Origin of the sequence: Cellulomonas xylanilytica (genome assembly GCF_007989805.1) — a bacterium.
Classification (GTDB): Bacteria; Actinomycetota; Actinomycetes; order Actinomycetales; family Cellulomonadaceae; genus Cellulomonas; species Cellulomonas xylanilytica.
On record NZ_BJUB01000006.1, the window covers coordinates 61,977 to 79,008 of the forward strand.

Annotated in this window: 13 protein-coding genes; 4 read left to right on the forward strand and 9 right to left on the reverse strand. The window is 74.1% G+C overall.

Annotated features, from left to right (window positions below):
- Positions 1-10: 10 nt before the first annotated feature.
- From CXY01_RS10385 to CXY01_RS10420, 9 genes are all read right to left on the reverse strand, one after another.
- A complete protein-coding gene (locus CXY01_RS10385) occupies positions 11-1,342 on the reverse strand; it encodes a hypothetical protein (RefSeq protein ID WP_146927361.1) in 1,332 nt (443 codons plus the stop codon).
- Positions 1,339-1,944, reverse strand: coding sequence for a nicotinate-nucleotide adenylyltransferase (gene nadD, locus CXY01_RS10390; RefSeq protein ID WP_146927362.1), 606 nt, complete (start codon positions 1,942-1,944; stop codon positions 1,339-1,341). Before nadD ends, CXY01_RS10385 begins: the two co-directional genes overlap by 4 nt.
- A gap of 26 nt (positions 1,945-1,970) precedes the next feature.
- Complete coding sequence (locus CXY01_RS20840; RefSeq protein WP_186813369.1) at positions 1,971-2,123, reverse strand: hypothetical protein; 153 nt, start codon at positions 2,121-2,123, stop codon at positions 1,971-1,973.
- A gap of 56 nt (positions 2,124-2,179) precedes the next feature.
- Entirely contained in the window at positions 2,180-3,487 is a 1,308-nt protein-coding gene (locus CXY01_RS10395) for a glutamate-5-semialdehyde dehydrogenase (RefSeq protein ID WP_146927363.1), read from the reverse strand.
- Positions 3,488-3,567: 80 nt separating this feature from the next.
- The gene (proB, locus tag CXY01_RS10400) at positions 3,568-4,716 is read right to left on the reverse strand and encodes a glutamate 5-kinase (RefSeq protein ID WP_146927364.1); all 1,149 of its coding nucleotides are present in this window, start codon (positions 4,714-4,716) and stop codon (positions 3,568-3,570) included.
- 48 nt (positions 4,717-4,764) lie between these two features.
- Positions 4,765-6,288, reverse strand: a complete 1,524-nt coding sequence (gene obgE, locus CXY01_RS10405) for a GTPase ObgE (RefSeq protein WP_146927365.1) — start codon at positions 6,286-6,288, stop codon at positions 4,765-4,767.
- 209 nt (positions 6,289-6,497) lie between these two features.
- Positions 6,498-6,758 (reverse strand): 50S ribosomal protein L27, encoded by a 261-nt coding sequence (rpmA, locus tag CXY01_RS10410; RefSeq protein ID WP_055913072.1) that lies wholly within the window; start codon positions 6,756-6,758, stop codon positions 6,498-6,500.
- 70 nt (positions 6,759-6,828) lie between these two features.
- Complete coding sequence (gene rplU, locus CXY01_RS10415) at positions 6,829-7,137, reverse strand: 50S ribosomal protein L21 (protein ID WP_186813379.1); 309 nt, start codon at positions 7,135-7,137, stop codon at positions 6,829-6,831.
- Between the two features lie 330 nt (positions 7,138-7,467).
- Entirely contained in the window at positions 7,468-10,560 is a 3,093-nt protein-coding gene (locus CXY01_RS10420) for an Rne/Rng family ribonuclease (RefSeq protein ID WP_146927367.1), read from the reverse strand.
- A 480-nt stretch (positions 10,561-11,040) separates the two neighbouring features.
- Here CXY01_RS10420 and CXY01_RS10425 point away from each other — a divergent pair, with 480 nt between their 5' ends.
- Genes CXY01_RS10425 through cydC form a run of 4 tightly spaced genes read left to right on the forward strand, consistent with a single transcriptional unit; the run spans position 11,041 to position 16,975 of the window.
- Entirely contained in the window at positions 11,041-12,543 is a 1,503-nt protein-coding gene (locus CXY01_RS10425) for a cytochrome ubiquinol oxidase subunit I (protein WP_146927368.1), read from the forward strand.
- Positions 12,544-12,558: 15 nt separating this feature from the next.
- A complete protein-coding gene (gene cydB / locus CXY01_RS10430) occupies positions 12,559-13,626 on the forward strand; it encodes a cytochrome d ubiquinol oxidase subunit II (RefSeq protein WP_146927369.1) in 1,068 nt (355 codons plus the stop codon).
- Complete coding sequence (gene cydD, locus CXY01_RS10435; RefSeq protein WP_146927370.1) at positions 13,623-15,260, forward strand: thiol reductant ABC exporter subunit CydD; 1,638 nt, start codon at positions 13,623-13,625, stop codon at positions 15,258-15,260. The genes cydB and cydD overlap by 4 nt, the downstream gene beginning before the upstream one ends.
- On the forward strand, positions 15,257-16,975 hold the full coding sequence (cydC, locus tag CXY01_RS10440; RefSeq protein WP_146927371.1) for a thiol reductant ABC exporter subunit CydC: 1,719 nt from the start codon (positions 15,257-15,259) through the stop codon (positions 16,973-16,975). Before cydD ends, cydC begins: the two co-directional genes overlap by 4 nt.
- Positions 16,976-17,032: the final 57 nt, after the last annotated feature.

Sequence of the window (17,032 nt, forward strand, 5' to 3'; positions counted from 1 at the left end):
GTGAGGAAGGTCAGGCAGGTCCGGCCGGCAGGCCGGTCACGAGATGCGCAGCGGCCGGCGCCGCGGCGGTGGAGCCGGGGTCCTCGTCCGAGCCGTTGCTCAGCAGCAGGACGATGAGGAAGCCGAGCACGAACGCGACGAGAGCGAGCACGATCAGGTGCAGCCACGTGTACGGGTGGCGCGGGCGCTCGTCGTCGTCATCGTCGTCGTCGTCGTCGAAGTCGTCGACCTCGTCGTGGGCGCCGAAGCCGACGCGGTCCGGGCGACCGGTGGCGGCGGACGCGGCGAACGCCGGCGCCGCGGGCTCCCCGCCGTCGCGAGGGGCGGGCACGGTGCCCGACGGCGAGAGCCCGGTCGGCGCCCACGCGGCGGGCGCTGACGCTGCCTCGGCCGCCGGGGCCGTCGGCGCCTGTGTCCCGGACCAGCCGGGCTGGCCGGTGGGCTGGGCGGCGGGGCGGCTCGTCGCCGGTGCCGTGGGTGCACGGGCGGCCGACGGGGTCGGCTGCCAGGCGGCCGGCGGGGCGGCGGGAGCGGGAGCCGACGCGGGCTGCTGCTGCTGCCACGGAGCCTGCTGCGGCGCGGGAGCCTGCGGCGCGGCCGGCGGCTGCGTCGCCCACGACCCCGCGGTCCCTGCTGCCGCACCGGCACCGGCGGCGGTCCAGCCGGAGCTCTCACGACGGACGGGCGCCGCGGCGGTGCCGCCCTGCGCGGGGTTCGGGGTGCGCGACGGTGCCTGTGCGGACGACCAGCCGGCGCCGGGTGCGCCCGGAGCGGCGGACGTGGCACCGCGCTGACCCCACTGCGCCGGAGCGTCCGCGGCGGGCGCCGGGCGCGAGGTCGGGGGACCTGCCGGGGCGGCGGAGGCAGGTCGGGACGTCGGAGGGGACGTCGGCGCTGCCGGTCGCGACGTGGCCGGGGGCGCCGCGGCGGCGGGGCGCTGGGCGGCCGGCGGGCGGGAGATCGCCGGAGACGTGCTGGCGGGGGCCGGGCGGGGCGCCGACGCCGGGGGTGCGGTCGGGCGGCTGGGCGGCGCGGCAGCGGGCGCCGGCGCGGACCACGTCGGGGTGCCGGAGCCCGGCTGGGCGGGGCGCGAGCTCGTCGGGTCCAGCGACGTGTCACGGATGGACCGGCGGGACCGGCCGGAGTCCCCTGCGGTGCCGCGCGCAGGAGTGTCCTCGCCGCTCGGCCCACGCATCGCACGACGGGAGACCGGGGCGTCCGGCCGCGGCGGGGCGGGGGGCGCTGCCGCGGACCCGGGGTCGGGTGCGACGCCCTGGACGTCACCCGTCTCGGGGTTGCGATGGAGCTCGCGACGACGGCGCCGCTCTCCCGGTTCACTCATGACTGACCTCGATACAACCTGTGCTTGGCGATGTACTGGACCACCCCGTCGGGGACGAGATACCAGACTGGCTGCCCGGCGTGTGCCCGTGCGCGGACGTCGGTCGAGGAGATCGCCAGGGCGGGGACCTCCAGGACGTGCACACGATCACCGGGGAGCCCGTCGACCGACAGCGCGTGCCCGGGGCGGGTGACCGCCACGAACTGCGCCATCGAGAAGAGCTCGTCGGCATCCTTCCACGTCAGGATCTGTGCGATGGCGTCCGCACCCGTGATGAAGAGGAGTTCGGCGTCGGGGCGCGCGGTCTTGAGGTCGCGGAGGGTATCCACGGTGTATGTCACACCGGAACGGTCCACGTCGACGCGGCTCACGGTGAACCGCGGGTTCGACGCGGTGGCGATCACCGTCATCAGGTAGCGGTGCTCGGCGGCGGTGACGTCCTGGTCGAGCTTGAACGTCGGCTGGCCCGTCGGGACGAAGACGACCTCGTCGAGGTCGAACCGTGCGGCGACCTCGCTGGCGGCGACCAGGTGACCGTGGTGGACGGGGTCGAACGTGCCACCCATCACCCCCAGACGCGTCCTGCGCGGCCGCTCCGTCATCTGTTCGGTGCCCTCCGGTCGGTCGGTCAGTGGCGCGTCCCGACGCTCCGGAAGGCGAAGGTGATGAGCAGCATGGCGACGAGACCGATGAACGCGCCGATGCCGAACACGACCGGCGGGAACGGCAGCTCGTTGGTGTGCTCGGCGGCCTCGGCAGCGGCGATCAGGGCAGCGTGCACGTCAATCCTCCAAGGTGGGCGTGAGAGCCCTCAGTGTCGCACGACCGGCTGTGCGATCACGGCCGGACGTGCCCGTCGCCGTGCACGATCCACTTGGTCGTCGTGAGCTCGCCCAGGCCCATCGGCCCCCGGGCGTGCAGCTTCTGCGTGGAGATGCCGATCTCGGCGCCCAGGCCCAGCTGGCCCCCGTCCGTGAACCGGGTCGACGCGTTGACCATGACCGCGGCGGAGTCCACCTCGGCGACGAACCGCTCGGACGCGGCCAGGTCGCGCGTGACGATGGCCTCCGTGTGCCCCGAGCTCCACGCGCGGATGTGGTCCAGCGCCTCGTCGAGCGAGTCCACGACGCGGACGGCGAGGTCGAGCGAGAGGTACTCGCGTGCCCAGTCGTCGTCCGTGGCCGCCACGCACGCGACCTCGTCGGGGGCGAGCGCGAGGGTCGTCTCGTCGCCGTGGATCGTCACACCCGCGTCGGCCAGCATCGCGAGGGCGACCGGGAGGAACTCGTCGGCGACCGCCTCGTGCACCAGCAGCGTCTCGGCGGCGTTGCACACGCCGACGCGCTGTGTCTTGGAGTTCAGGAGGATCGGGATCGCGACCGCGAGGTCGGCCGTCTCGTCGACGTACACGTGCACGTTGCCGACGCCGGTCTCCACCACGGGCACCGTCGACTCCCGCACGACCGTCTGGATGAGGTCCGCACCGCCGCGCGGGACGAGCACGTCCACCAGGCCGCGGGCGTGCATGAGCGCCACGGCGCCCTCCCGGCCCCACGCGTCGATCGACTGCACCAGGTCACCGGGCAGGCGCTGCGAGACGAGCGCCTGCGACAGCACGCCGACGATGACCTCGTTGCTCGCCGCCGCGGCCGAGCCGCCACGCAGGATCACGGCGTTCCCGCTCTTCAGCGCCAGCCCGGCGGCGTCGACGGTGACGTTCGGGCGTGCCTCGTAGATCATGCCGACGACGCCCATCGGCACCCGCACCTGGCGCATCCGCAGACCGTTCGGCAGGGTCTGGCCGCGCACCACCTCCCCCACCGGGTCCGGCAGGACGGCGAGCTCGCGCAGGGCGTCCGCGATGGCCACGATGCGCTCGGGTGTCAGGGCGAGGCGGTCCAGCAGCCCCGCGGACGTGCCGTTGTCCCGACCGCGCTCCAGGTCCACCGCGTTGGCGGCGACGATCTGCGGGGTAGCCTCGACGAGCGCGTCCGCCATCGCCCGCAGCGCCGCGTCCTTGGTCGCACGGTTCGCGGTGGCGAGCCTCCGGGACGCGACCTTGGCGCGCTGCGCGACCGCGCGGACCTGCGCGGCCACGTCCGTCCCGGCGGTCGTGTGCACCTGCTGCTCGAGCGACGTGGTCATCGCACCAGGGTAGTCCGGGCGGCCGGCCCCCCGCGGCGGGCTGTCGACGGCACCTCGGCGTCGTCCCACGCCGGGCGGCGTCAGCGCCGCTTGCGAACCAGGACGAGGTCGTCGCGGTGGACCAGCTCGCGGTCGTAGCCGGGGCCCAGCGACGCGCGCAGCTCGGACGTGGAACGACCCAGCAGGGCCGGCACCTCGTCGGCGTCGTAGGAGACCAGCCCCCGCGCCACCAGGTGACCGTCGGGCCCGACGAGCTCGACGGGGTCACCGGCCTCGAACGTGCCCTCGACCCCGGTCACCCCGGCGGGCAGCAACGAGGTCCCCCGCTCCCGGACCGCGCGGACCGCGCCGTCGTCGAGCACGAGCCGGCCGCGGGTGTTCGCGGCGTGCGCGAGCCACAGCCGACGGATCGACGTGCGCCGCCCGGTCGCGGTGAACCACGTGCCGACGTCGTGCCCGGCCAGCGCCTGCGCCGCCTGGGCCGCCGAGGTCAGGACGACCGGGACCCCCGACTGCGTCGCGATCGCGACGGACTCGAGCTTGGTCACCATCCCGCCGGTGCCGACGGCGCTCCCCCGCGACGCGATGTCGATGCCCTCGAGGTCCTGCGCGTGGACGACGGACGCGATCCGCCGGGACCCGTCGCGCGACGGCGGACCCGTGTAGAGCGAGTCGACGTCGCTCAGCAGCAGGAGGGCGTCGGCGTGCACCAGGTGCGAGACGAGGGCGGCCAGGCGGTCGTTGTCCCCGAACCGGATCTCGTCGGTGGCCACCGCGTCGTTCTCGTTGATCACGGGCACGATGCCGAGGTCGAGCAGCCGGGTCAGCGCCCGGTGGGCGTTGCGGTAGTGCACGCGCCGGACCGTGTCGTCGGCGGTCAGCAGCACCTGCCCGACCTGCAGGCCGAACCGCGCGAACGCCGCGGTGTAGTGCGCGACGAGGAGCCCCTGCCCGACGGACGCGGCGGCCTGCTGCGTCGCCAGGTCCCTCGGACGGGTGGCGAGGCCGAGCGGACCGAGGCCCGCGGCGATCGCGCCCGAGGACACCAGCACCACCTGCCCGCCGGCCGCTCGACGCGCGGCGAGCACGTCCACCAGCGCGTTCAGCCGCTCGGGGGCGAGCCGGCCGTCCGGTCCGGTCAGCGACGACGAGCCGATCTTGACGACCACGCGGGACGCCGTGACCAGCTGCTGGCGGTCCTGCAGGGCGTCGACGGTCACGCGCCGCATTCTGCCGCGCGCCGGCCGCGGGTCACACGCTTATCCGGGGACCGGACGTCACTTGTCGGCCGCGTCGGTCCAGACACCGGCCTCGCGCTCGGTCCAGAGCTCCTCGCGCGCCTCGGTCTTGGCGTCCATGCGCTCCTTGTACTCCTGGCGCTTCTCGCCACGCGTGGGGCGCGAGTGGTCCTCGAGCCGGAGGTCGACGCCGCGCGGACCACCGAGGAACTCGGAGCCGGTCATGAGCGTCGGCTCCCAGTCGAACACCACGGCGTTGTGCTCGGGCCCGATGCGCACCTCGTCGCCCGCGACCGCGCCGGCGGCGAACAGCTTCTCCTCGACGCCCAGGCGGGCCAGCCGGTCCGCCAGGTAGCCCACGGCCTCGTCGTTGGAGAAGTCGGTCTGGCGCACCCAGCGCTCGGGCTTCTCGCCGCGCACCCAGAAGTACACGCCCTGGCCGTCGACCTCGCGACGCGTCACCGTGAAGCCCGCGTCGTCGACCGCCTTCGGACGCAGCACCACCCGGGTGTTCTCCGGCGCCGGCGCGTCGCGACGCGCCTTCTCGACGATCTCCCCGAGCGCGAACGTCAACGGGCGCAGACCCTCGTGGCTGGCGGTCGACACGTCGAAGACGCGGAACCCGCGGGCCTCCAGGTCCGGCCGGACCAGCTCGGCGAGCTCGCGCGCCTCGGGGACGTCGATCTTGTTGAGCACGACGATCTGGGGACGCTCCAGCAGCGGCACGCGACCACCCTCGATGCTCAGGTCCCCCGCGTAGGTGCGCAGCTCGGCCTCGATGTCCTCCAGGTCCGACATCGGGTCCCGGTCGGGCTCGAGCGTCGCGCAGTCGAGCACGTGCACGATGACCGCGCACCGCTCGATGTGCCGCAGGAACTCCAGGCCCAGCCCGCGCCCCTCGGACGCGCCGGGGATGAGCCCGGGGACGTCGGCGACGGTGTACCGCGCACCGCCCGCCTGCACCACGCCCAGGTTGGGCACGAGCGTCGTGAACGGGTAGTCCGCGATCTTCGGCCGCGCGGCCGAGATGGCGGCCACGAGGCTGGACTTGCCGGCGCTCGGGTAGCCGACGAGCGCGACGTCGGCGATCGTCTTGAGCTCCAGGACGATGTCCTGCTCCGTGCCGGGCTCGCCGAGCAGCGCGAAGCCGGGGGCCTTGCGCCGCTGCGAGGCGAGGGCGGCGTTCCCGAGCCCCCCGCGACCGCCCGCGGCGGCGACGTACTGCGCGCCGACACCGACGAGGTCCGCGAGGACGGTGCCGTCGGGGGCCTTGACCACGGTGCCGTCGGGGACGCCGAGCACCAGGTCGGCGCCCGTCGAGCCGGAGCGGTGGTCGCCCATGCCCTGCGTGCCCGACGGAGCGTGCCGGTGCGGCGAGTGGTGGTAGTCGAGCAGCGTGGTGACCTGCGGGTCGACCTCGATGACCACCGAGCCGCCGTTGCCGCCGTTGCCCCCGTCAGGGCCGGCGAGCGGCTTGAACTTCTCCCGGTGGATGGACGCACAACCGTGCCCACCGTCACCGCCGGTCGCGTGCAGCACGACCCGGTCGACGAATGTCACCACGGCTGGACCTCCCTTGCATTGCTACTTCTCGATACTCACACGCAGAAGGGGCGCACCGCACCGGTGCGCCCCTTCCACGAAAGACCCGACGCGGACCGATGCCGCGTCGTCATGACGAACTCAGACCGCTGATCCACGGTCGGTCATCGCCTTCGTTCCACGTCCGGCGCGTGCCGCTCCGCGACCCGCACCGTCCGTTGCACTACGTCTCAGACCTCGGCCGCCACGACGATGTCGATGACCTTGCGGCCACGGCGCGTCCCGAAGGTCACGGCGCCGGGGGCGAGGGCGAACAGCGTGTCGTCGCCACCACGGCCGACGTTCACGCCGGGGTGGAAGTGCGTGCCGCGCTGGCGGACGATGATCTCGCCGGCCTTGACGACCTGGCCACCGAAGCGCTTGACGCCCAGGCGCTGGGCGTTGGAGTCGCGACCGTTGCGCGAGGAGCTCGCGCCCTTCTTGTGTGCCATGACGAACCTGCTTTCGTGCTCAGAGAATGGGGGCTGCGCGTGCCGGTGGCCGAAGGCCGACGGCGCGGGATCAGGAGATGCCGGTGACCTTGAGGCGGGTCAGCTTCTGGCGGTGACCCTGGCGCTTGCGGTAGCCGGTCTTGTTCTTGTACTTGAGGATGTCGATCTTGGGACCCTTCTCGTCCCGCACGACCTCCGCCGTCACCTTCACCTTGGCCAGGGCCTTCGCGTCGGTGGTGACCTGCTCACCGTCGACGAGCAGCAGGGCGGTCAGCTCGATGGTCGACCCGGCCTGCGCGGCGAGGCGGTCGACGACGACGACGTCGCCCACCGCGACCTTCTCCTGGCGGCCGCCAGCCTTCACGATCGCGTACACCACGTTGCTGCTCATCTCTGCTCGTCGAACTGCTTGTCAACTGCTCGGTGAAACCTCGGGGCGTGCCCTGCCTGCGCCCGCGCACATCCCGCTGCCACCGGTTCTCGCCGGTTCCCGTGGGGGTTCGCGTCAGCGCCGCTACGGCGGCACACCTGACCAGCGCGCACACGACGCGCCGACGTTCTAGGGTACGGACCCCTGGCCGCAGGGTCAAACCTGACCGACCCCGGCCGGCCCGACGTGACGGATCGCACGTCGAGCCGGGTGCCGGTCAGGAGACCTCGACCACCGCTCGGCGCTCGTGCCGGTCGGCTGACCGGCACGAGCCCGTCGTCAGTCCTGCCGGGTGGTGTCCGCGTCGGCGGCGTCGTCGGCGGGCTCGTCGTCCGCCTCGAACACGTCCGCCGGGACCGCCGTGAGCTCCAGCTCCTCGACCGGCCCGTCGGACTCCGGCTCCGTGGACCTCGCACCGGCGAACTCGGCGAGCACGTCGAGGGCGGGAGCGCTCGGCGCCGCGGCCTCGGTCGGCTCGGCCACCTCGGCCGGTGCGTGGTGCTCGTGGTCGTGCTCGTGCGCGTGCGCCGCGGCCGCGGCGATCGTCGCCAGGGTCGCCTTGACGGCCTCGCGGGCCTCCGGCAGGACCGGCACACCCGCGTGCGGGAGGTGCGCGACCGGCTCCTTGGCACCGCCGCGCTTGCGGCGCGACCGCTTCGCCTCGCCGTCGACGGTCGCGGCGGGCTGCTGCTGGGCACCGGCGTCGGGACGCTGGTTGTTCTTCTCGATCGGGTCCTCGTGCACGATGAAGCCGCGCCCGTGGCAGTGCTCGCACGTCTCGCTGAACGCCTCGACCAGGCCCTGACCGACCCGCTTGCGCGTCATCTGCACCAGGCCGAGCGAGGTGACCTCGGCGACCTGGTGCTTGGTCCGGTCGCGGCCGAGGCACTCCACCAGGCGGCGCAGCACCAGGTCGCGGTTGGACTCGAGCACCATGTCGATGAAGTCGATGACGATGATGCCGCCGATGTCGCGCAGCCGGAGCTGGCGGACGATCTCCTCGGCGGCCTCGAGGTTGTTGCGCGTCACCGTCTCCTCGAGCGTGCCGCCCGAACCCGTGAACTTGCCGGTGTTGACGTCGACCACCGTCATGGCCTCGGTGCGGTCGATGACCAGCGAGCCACCCGACGGCAGCCAGACCTTGCGGTCCATGCCCTTGGCCAGCTGCTCGTCGATGCGGTGCTCCGCGAACACGTCAGCGTCGGACTCCCAGCGGGAGACCTTCTGCGCGAGGTCGGGGGCGAGCTCGTCGATGTACGACGAGATCGTCGACCAGGCGTCGGCACCCTCGACCACGAGCGAGGAGAAGTCGTCGTTGAAGATGTCGCGGACCACGCGGATCGCCATGTCCGGCTCACCCTGGAGCAGGGCCGGCGCGGACGCGGTCTTCGACTTCTTCTCGATGGCCTCCCACTGCCCCTGCAGCCGGGCGATGTCGGCGCGCAGCTCGTCCTCGCTGGCGCCCTCGGCGGCCGTCCGGACGATGACGCCCGCGGAGTCCGGGACGATCTCGCGCAGGATCTTCTTGAGGCGGTTGCGCTCGGTGTCGGGCAGCTTGCGGCTGATGCCTGTCATGCCGCCGCCGGGCACGTACACCAGGTAGCGGCCGGCGAGCGTGACCTGCGAGGTCAGGCGGGCGCCCTTGTGGCCGATCGGGTCCTTGGTCACCTGCACCAGCACCGGGTCGCCGGACTTCAGCGCCTGCTCGATGCGGCGCGCGGACCCACCCTCCAGGCCGGCGGCGTCCCAGTTCACCTCGCCGGCGTACAGCACGGCGTTGCGGCCCTTGCCGACGTCGACGAACGCGGCCTCCATGCTCGGCAGCACGTTCTGCACGCGGCCGAGGTAGACGTTGCCGACCATCGACGACTGGGCCTGGTTGGAGACGTAGTGCTCGACGAGCACACCGTCCTCGAGCACGGCGATCTGCGTGCGGGCGTTCTTCTCGCGCACGATCATCGAGCGGTCCACCGACTCGCGGCGGGCGAGGAACTCGGACTCCGTGATGATCTGGCGGCGACGGCCGGCGTCACGGCCGTCCCGGCGGCGCTGACGCTTGGCCTCGAGACGGGTGGAGCCGCGCAGCGCGGTGACCTCGTCGCTCGCCGCCCGCGTGCGGGCGGGGCGGGGCTCGCCCTGGTCGCCGGAGTCACCCCGCGACGAGCCACGACGGCGGCGACGACGACGGCGGCTCGAGCCGTCGCCCTCTCCCGCGGCGTCGTCGGCGTCGGCCTCGGTGTCGGCGTCGGTGCCCTCGTCGGACTCGTCCTCGGCCTCGTCGGCGTCCTCGGTCGCGCCGGCCTCGGGACGGCTGCGCCGGCCCCGGCCGCCACGACGACGGCGGCGACGGGGTGCACCCGGGGCCCCCTCGTCGGTCGCCTCGGCCTCGTCGTCCTCGTCGGTCTCGACCTGGTCGTCGGACGCCTCGTCGGTGCTCTGCTCGTCGGCCGCCTGCTCCCCCACCTCGGCGGCGGGCAGCTCCTCGTCGGCCTCGACGTCCTCGACGACCGCGTCCTCGACGGGTGCGGCGTCACCGCTGCGACCACGACGGCCCCGGCGACGCGACCCGCGCGACGACGGCGCAGCAGCCTGCTCGGTGGCCTCGACCTGCTCGGCCGTGCCGGTACCGGTCGCGTCCTGCGCGGCGTCGCGCTCGGCGCGGTGGGCGGCCTCGGAGATCTCCTCCGGCGAGCCGGTGCTGGCCTGCGCGCGGCGGCGGCGGGGCCGGGCCGTGCTCGGGTCCGGGGCCTGGAAGAGCAGCGCCGTCGTGGCGAAGCGCGAGCCGGTGGAGGTGGTGCTCGTCGTGGCGTTCGCGGGCTCGACCGGCTCGGCGACGTCGGCCTGCTCCGCCGCGGCGGCGAGCTCGGCCAGGACGTCGAGCGTCGCGGCGCCCTCGGCCTCCTCCTCCTCGACCTCGTCGACCGGCGCGGGAGCCGGCTCCGGAGCGGCGGCGGCACGGGTGCCGGCGCGACGACGGCGCGGCGCGGCCTTGGTGGGCTCCGGCTCGACGACCTCGGGCGCGACGTCGACGACGGGCTCCGTGCCGGCGTCCGCCTCGGCGGGGGCGACCGGCGCCTCGTCCACCGGCGTGGCGACCACGGTCCGCGTGACGCGGCGCGACTTCTTCTTGGGCGGTGCGGCCGGTGCTGCCGGTGCGTCCGCGGCCGGCGTCTCGACGACCGGCGCGGGAACCGCTGCGGGCTCGGCGGCGGGCGGCTCGACCGGCGCCTGGACGGTGACCACGGCGTCGACCGGGGCGTCGTTGCCCGGAGCGGCGGTCACACGGGTGGCACGGCGGCGGCGCGGAGGTGCGGGCGGTGCCTCACCCCCGGCGGTCGTCACGTCTGGGGTGGGGGTGTTCTCGTCGGTCACGCGAAGTGCTCCTGGGTACCGGGCATCGCCACCCACACGCGGCGGTGCTCGGTCGGTCGGTCGTCGCACGCGTGCTGCGCGGCGACGGAAAGTCGGCGGTCGTGGCTGCTGCACCCGGTCGGCGCCATCGCCTGCGGGGCCGGAGCCGCCGGTCCCGATCGGGGACCAGCGGGTGGCGAAGCGGCGGCTGGCGCGCACGACATGCTGGTGCTGCGAGCTCAAGGGTCCCGGGGCGGTGTGGTCGTCCTAGGAGCCGGGGTCAGTATCGCACAGGGGTCTTCGCACGGCGTGCCGCCCGCTCCCCGCGGCGAGTCGGGGTGTGACGTACTTCCCCGTCCGGTGGCTTGGAGCACCGAGACGGCAGGGGCAGACTGGACCCGGTCCCCGCGTTCTCGGCCAGGCGTCTGACCTGGCCGGTCGTCTTGTCCGTCAGCCGCCCGGACCTCCGACCCGACGGACGCCTCGCACCTCGGAGCACAGGTGGACACGCTCGACGTGGCACGGTGGCAGTTCGGCATCACGACGGTCTACCACTTCATCTTCGTCCCGCTGACGATCGGCCTCGCGCCCCTCGTCGCGATCATGCAGACGGCGTGGGTGCGCACCGGCAACGAGCGCTGGCTGCGGCTGACCAAGTTCTTCGGCAAGCTCCTGCTCATCAACTTCGCGATCGGTGTGGCCACCGGGATCGTGCAGGAGTTCCAGTTCGGGATGGCCTGGAGCGAGTACTCCCGCTTCGTCGGTGACGTGTTCGGAGCACCGCTGGCCATGGAGGCGCTCGCCGCCTTCTTCGTCGAGTCGACGTTCCTGGGCCTGTGGATCTTCGGCTGGGACAAGCTCCCGAAGAAGATCCACCTCGCGTGCATCTGGGCCGTCGCGATCGCTACCAACCTGTCGGCGTACTTCATCCTCGCGGCGAACTCCTGGATGCAGCACCCCGTCGGCGCCACGTTCAACGCCGAGCGCGGCCGCGCCGAGATGACGGACATCGGCGCCATCCTGTCGAACAACACGCTCCTGGCCGCGTTCCCGCACACGATCTCCGCCGCGTTCCTCACCGCCGGGACGTTCGTCGCCGGCATCGCCGCGTGGTGGATGGTGCGCCTGGTGCGCGCCGGCCAGGCGGAGAAGGCGCGAGACGTGTACCGGCCCGCCGTCGTCCTCGGCGTGATCGTCATGGTGATCTCGGGCGTCGGCGTCGCGCTGAGCGGCGACCAGCAGGCCAAGCTGATGTTCGAGCAGCAGCCGACCAAGATGGCGGCCGCCGAGGCGCTGTGCCAGACCAGCTCGAACGTGCCCTTCTCGCTGCTCGCGATCGGGCCGCTCGGCACCGGTGACGACTGCGACAAGGTCACGCACCTGCTCGAGATCCCGGGCGCGCTGTCGTTCCTGGCCACGGGCGACTTCTCGGCGACCCTGCAGGGCACCGACCAGCTGCAGCAGGAGTACACCGACCGGTTCGGGTACACCGACGCCGACGGCGAGCCGATCAGCTACATCCCGAACCTGGCCGTCACCTACTGGGGCTTCCGGCTGATGATCGGGTTCGCCCTCGGGTCGGCCGCGCTGGCCGTGGTGGCGTTCTGGGTGACCCGCAAGGGTCGCGTGAGCGGCAACGTGTGGGTCGGCCGCCTGGGCATCGCCGCGATCGCGACCCCGTTCCTGGCGTCGTCGTTCGGCTGGATCTTCACCGAGATGGGCCGCCAGCCGTGGGTCGTCGCGCCCAACCCGAACCCCGGCGGAGTGGACGGCGTCTGGCTGCTCACGGCGCGCGGCGTGTCCACGGTGACCAGCACCGGGACGATCCTGACGAGCCTGATCGCCTTCACGCTCCTGTACGGGATCCTCGCCGTCTTCTGGTTCCGACTCATGCACCGGTACGCCATCCAGGGCGTCGCCGACAGCGAGCACGACCACAGCCCGGACAACCCCGACAACGACCCGGACACGGCGCACGAGCGCCCGCTGTCGTTCGCGTACTGAGCGGAGCAGACGACCATGGAGCTCACGACCGTCTGGTTCCTCCTCATCGCCGTCCTGTGGACCGGCTACCTCGTGCTGGAGGGGTTCGACTTCGGGGTCGGCATGCTGCTCGGCCTGCTGTCGCGCGGCGACCGCGCGGCCAAGGACCGGGACCGCCGCGTCATGATCAACACGATCGGCCCCGTGTGGGACGGCAACGAGGTGTGGCTGCTCACTGCGGGCGGCGCCACGTTCGCGGCGTTCCCCGAGTGGTACGCGACCATGTTCTCCGGGTTCTACCTGCCGCTCCTGCTGATCTTGCTCGCGCTCATCGTGCGCGTGGTGGCCTTCGAGTGGCGCGGCAAGATCGACGACGACCGGTGGCGGGCGCTGGCCGACCGGTGCCTGATGGTCGGTTCGTGGGTGCCCGCGGTGCTCTGGGGCGTGGCGTTCGGCAACCTGGTCCGCGGTGTGGAGCTCGACGCGGACCACCAGTACGTCGGCGGCTTCTGGGCGCTGCTCAACCCGTTCGCGCTGCTCGGCGGCGCCACGACGGCACTCCTCTTCCTCACCCACGGCGCGGTGTTCCTCGCGCTGAAGTCGGACGGGGAGATCCGGGCGCGCGCCGGGGCGTTCGCCGCGCGGTCGTCCGTCGTGACCCTGGTCGTGGCGGGCGTCTGGGCCGTGTGGGCGCAGATCGCCTACTCGGTGCTGTGGACCTGGGCGGCCGTCGTCGTCGCGGCCGCGGCGCTGATCGTGCTCGTCGTCGCCGCGCAGCGCCGCAGGGAGGGCCTCGCGTTCACCGCGTCCGCCGTCGCGATCGTCGGGGCCGTCGTCCTGATCTTCGGCTCGATGTACCCGGACGTCATGCCGGCGTTCGACCCGGCCAACTCGCTGACCGTCACCAACGCGTCGTCCACCGACTACACCCTGACGGTCATGACGTGGGTGGCCGCGTTCCTCACCCCGCTCGTCCTGCTGTACCAGGGCTGGACGTACTGGGTGTTCCGCAAGCGGATCTCCGCCGACCGGATCCCCGACCACATCGGCCTGACGTTCGACAAGCTTCCCGCCCTGACCACGCAGGCACCCGTCGAGAAGTGAGGCCGCTGGACCCGCGTCTCCTCAGGCACGCCCGGGCCGCGCGCGGGTACGTCGCCCTGACCGCCGCGCTCGGCGTCGTCACGGCGGCGCTGGTGGTGGCGCAGGCGCTGCTGCTCGCGCATGCGCTCGGCGCCGCCGTCTCGGACGGCGCCACCCTGGAGGTGCTCGCGCCGACGATCGGGTGGCTCGCGGCCGTCGTCGCGGTCCGGGCGCTGGTCACGGCGGTGCAGGAACGCTTTGCGCACCGCGCGGCCACCCGGACGGTCGCCGAGCTGCGCGAGCAGGTGGTGGCGCACGCCGTGGCACTGGGCCCGCGCTGGCTGGCCACCGGCGAGGGGCCCTCGGTGGTCACCCTGGCCACACGCGGTCTCGACGCGCTCGAGCCGTACTTCGTGCGGTACCTGCCGCAGCTGCTGCTGGCGGCGACCGTGACCCCCGGCGTCCTGCTCGTCGTGCTGGGGCTCGACTGGATCTCCGCGGGGATCCTCGTCGTCGTGCTGCCGCTGGTGCCGATCTTCATGGTGCTGGTCGGACGGCTGACCCAGGGACGCTCCGAGCAGGGTCTGGCCGCGATGCAGAGGCTCGGCGCACAGGTCCTCGACCTGCTGGCGGGCCTGCCGACGCTGCGCGCGCACGGGCGCGAGCGCGGCCCCGGCGCCCGGGTGCGCACGCTCGGCGACGCGCACCGCCAGGCGACCATGGGGACGCTGCGCATCGCGTTCCTGTCCGGCATGGTGCTCGAGCTGCTCACCACGCTGTCGGTGGCGCTGGTCGCCGTCGGCATCGGCCTGCGGCTGGTGGAGGGGCACCTGGACCTGGTCACCGGGATCGCGGTCCTGGTCCTCGCGCCGGAGGTCTTCCTCCCGCTGCGCCAGGTCGGGGTCCAGTTCCACGCCGCCGCCGACGGCGTCGCGGCCGCAGGACGGGCGTTCGAGGTGCTGGAGACCCCCGTGCCGGCAGCCGGCACCCGGACCGCGCCGGACCTGCGGACGGCGACCCTGCGGCTCGAGGGCGTGGGCGTGCGGACCTCGGGCGGCAGCACACCGCACGGCCTCGACGTGGTCGTGCGGCCCGGCACGGTCGTCGCACTGACCGGACCGAGCGGCGTCGGCAAGACCACGGCCGTCGAGGTCGCGCTGGGGCTGCTGGGCCCCGACGAGGGTCGCGCCTCGATCGACGGCGTCGACCTGGTCGACGTCGATCCCGCGACCCTCTGGGCGCAGGTGTCGTGGCTGCCGCAGCGGCCCGTCCTCGAGCCCGGGACGGTGGCCGAGCTCGTCGGCGGCGACGACGGGACGCGCTCGGCCGCCGCCGCGCTCACCGGCCTCGACGGGGTGGTCGCGACCCTGCCCGACGGCTGGGCCACCCCGCTCGGCCGGGGCGGTGCGGGACTGAGCCTCGGCCAGCGCCAGCGCGTCGCCCTGACCCGCACCCTGCTGTCGCGGACACCGCTGGTGGTCCTCGACGAGCCGACGGCCCACCTGGACGCGGCGGGCGAGCAGGTGGTCCTCGAGACGGTCCGGGCCCTGCGGGACGCGGGGCGCACCGTGCTGCTCGTGGCGCACCGCCCGTCGCTGGTCGCGCTCGCCGACGAGGTCGTCCACGTCCGGTCTGCCGCGGCGGTGCTCGCATGACGCACGGGACGCTGCGCCGCGCGGTCCGGCTGCTCGACCTCGATCCCCGCCGGTTCGCGCTCGCCCTGCTGCTCGGGACGCTCGCGCTCGGCTGCGGGGTCGCCCTCGCCGCGGTCTCCGCCTGGCTGATCGCGCGCGCCTCGCAGATGCCGCCCGTGCTCCAGCTGTCGGTCGCGACCGTCGCGGTGCGCGCGTTCGGCATCGGCCGCGGCGTCCTGCGCTACCTCGAGCGCCTGGTCTCCCACGACGTCGCGCTGCGCGGCATGACCCAGCTGCGCACCACCCTGTACGAGCGGCTCGCGGTCGCCCGGCCCGAGACGCTCCTGGCGGTCCGACGCGGTGACCTGCTCGCCCGGGTCGGGGCGGACGTGGACACGGTCGGTGACGTGGTCGTGCGTGGGCTGCTCCCGGCGGGGGTCGCAGCCGTCCTCGGGGCCGGGACGGTGCTGGCCATGTGCGCCCTGTGGCCCCCGGCCGGTCTGGCGCTCGGCGCGTGCCTGGTGCTGGCCGGCGTCGTCGCGCCCGCGATCGCGGCCCGGGCCGCACGCAGCACCGAGCAGCGCGCCCTGCAGAGCCGCGCCGACATGACGGCGACCGCGCTCGGCCTGCTCGACGACGCCGGTCCCCTGCGGGTCGCCGGCCGGGCGGAGGCCGAGCTGGCCGCCCTGCGCGAGTCCGACCGGCGACTGGCCGCCGCCGCGGACGCCGGGGCCGGTCCCGCCGCGATCGCCGCCGGGCTCGGCCAGCTCGCGGTCGGCATCGCGATGCTCGCTGCCCTGCTCACCGGCGTCCCGGCGGTCGGTGCGGGACTGCTCTCCCCCGTCGAGCTCGCCGTCGTCGTGCTCACCCCGCTCGCGGCGTTCGAGGCGACGTCGCTGCTGCCCGCCGCCGCGATCCAGGTGCAGCGCTCGCGCGCCGCCGCCGTCCGGGTCCTCGCCCTCCTCGACGCCCCCACCGACTCTCCGGCCACCGACGACGCCGCCGCCGGGCGGCCCCCGCTCGTCGCGTCGGACCTCGCGTGCGGCTGGCCGGGCGCCCCCGCGGTGGTCACCCGCCTGAGCCTCGACCTGCGCCCGGGCCGGTCCGTCGCCCTCGTGGGACCGTCTGGCACGGGCAAGACGACCGCCCTGCTCACGCTCGCCGGGCTCCTCCCCCGGCAGTCCGGCTCGCTGACGCTCGACGGGCACGACGTGGGCCACCTCGACCGGCACGCCGTCGCCGCCGCGGTCGTCGTGGGGACCGAGGACGCGCACGTCTTCGGCACCACCGTGCTGGAGAACCTGCGCGTCGCGCGCGGTGACCTCACGGCCACGGAGGCGACCGGCATCCTGGCCCGGGTCGGGCTGACCGACTGGCTCGCCGGGCTGCCCGACGGCCTCGACACCGTCCTCGGCCCCGACGCCCGCACGGTCTCGGGTGGCGAGCGCCGACGGCTGCTCGTCGCACGGGCGCTGGCGTCGTCCGCGCCCCTCCTGCTCGTGGACGAGCCGGCCGAGCACCTCGACCCGGACCGTGCCGACGCCCTGGTCACCGACCTGCTGGCGGACCCGCGCGGCGTCGTCGTGGTGACCCACCGGCTCAGCCCGCTGGCCGCAGCGGACGAGGTCGTCCTGCTGGACGGCGGACGCGTCCGGGCCCGCGGGTCCCACGCCACCCTCGTGGCAACGGTCCCCGACTACCGTGACGCGTACGAGCGAGAGCGCGCGAACGACTGACGGAGTCCGCCCGGTGGCCGACGAGACCCCGACCACCGGAGGCGGTAGGTGAGGCGG

What these genes read in the sequence shown, in the direction of transcription:
- CXY01_RS10385 (WP_146927361.1), bottom strand. Translation starts at nt 1,342, where the DNA reads ATGAGTGAACCGGGAGAGCGGCGCCGTCGTCGCGAGCTCCATCGCAAC.
- cydB (WP_146927369.1), top strand. Translation starts at nt 12,559, where the DNA reads ATGGAGCTCACGACCGTCTGGTTCCTCCTCATCGCCGTCCTGTGGACC.
- rpmA (WP_055913072.1), bottom strand. Translation starts at nt 6,758, where the DNA reads ATGGCACACAAGAAGGGCGCGAGCTCCTCGCGCAACGGTCGCGACTCC.
- CXY01_RS10395 (WP_146927363.1), bottom strand. Translation starts at nt 3,487, where the DNA reads ATGACCACGTCGCTCGAGCAGCAGGTGCACACGACCGCCGGGACGGAC.
- nadD (WP_146927362.1), bottom strand. Translation starts at nt 1,944, where the DNA reads ATGACGGAGCGGCCGCGCAGGACGCGTCTGGGGGTGATGGGTGGCACG.
- cydC (WP_146927371.1), top strand. Translation starts at nt 15,257, where the DNA reads ATGACGCACGGGACGCTGCGCCGCGCGGTCCGGCTGCTCGACCTCGAT.
- proB (WP_146927364.1), bottom strand. Translation starts at nt 4,716, where the DNA reads ATGCGGCGCGTGACCGTCGACGCCCTGCAGGACCGCCAGCAGCTGGTC.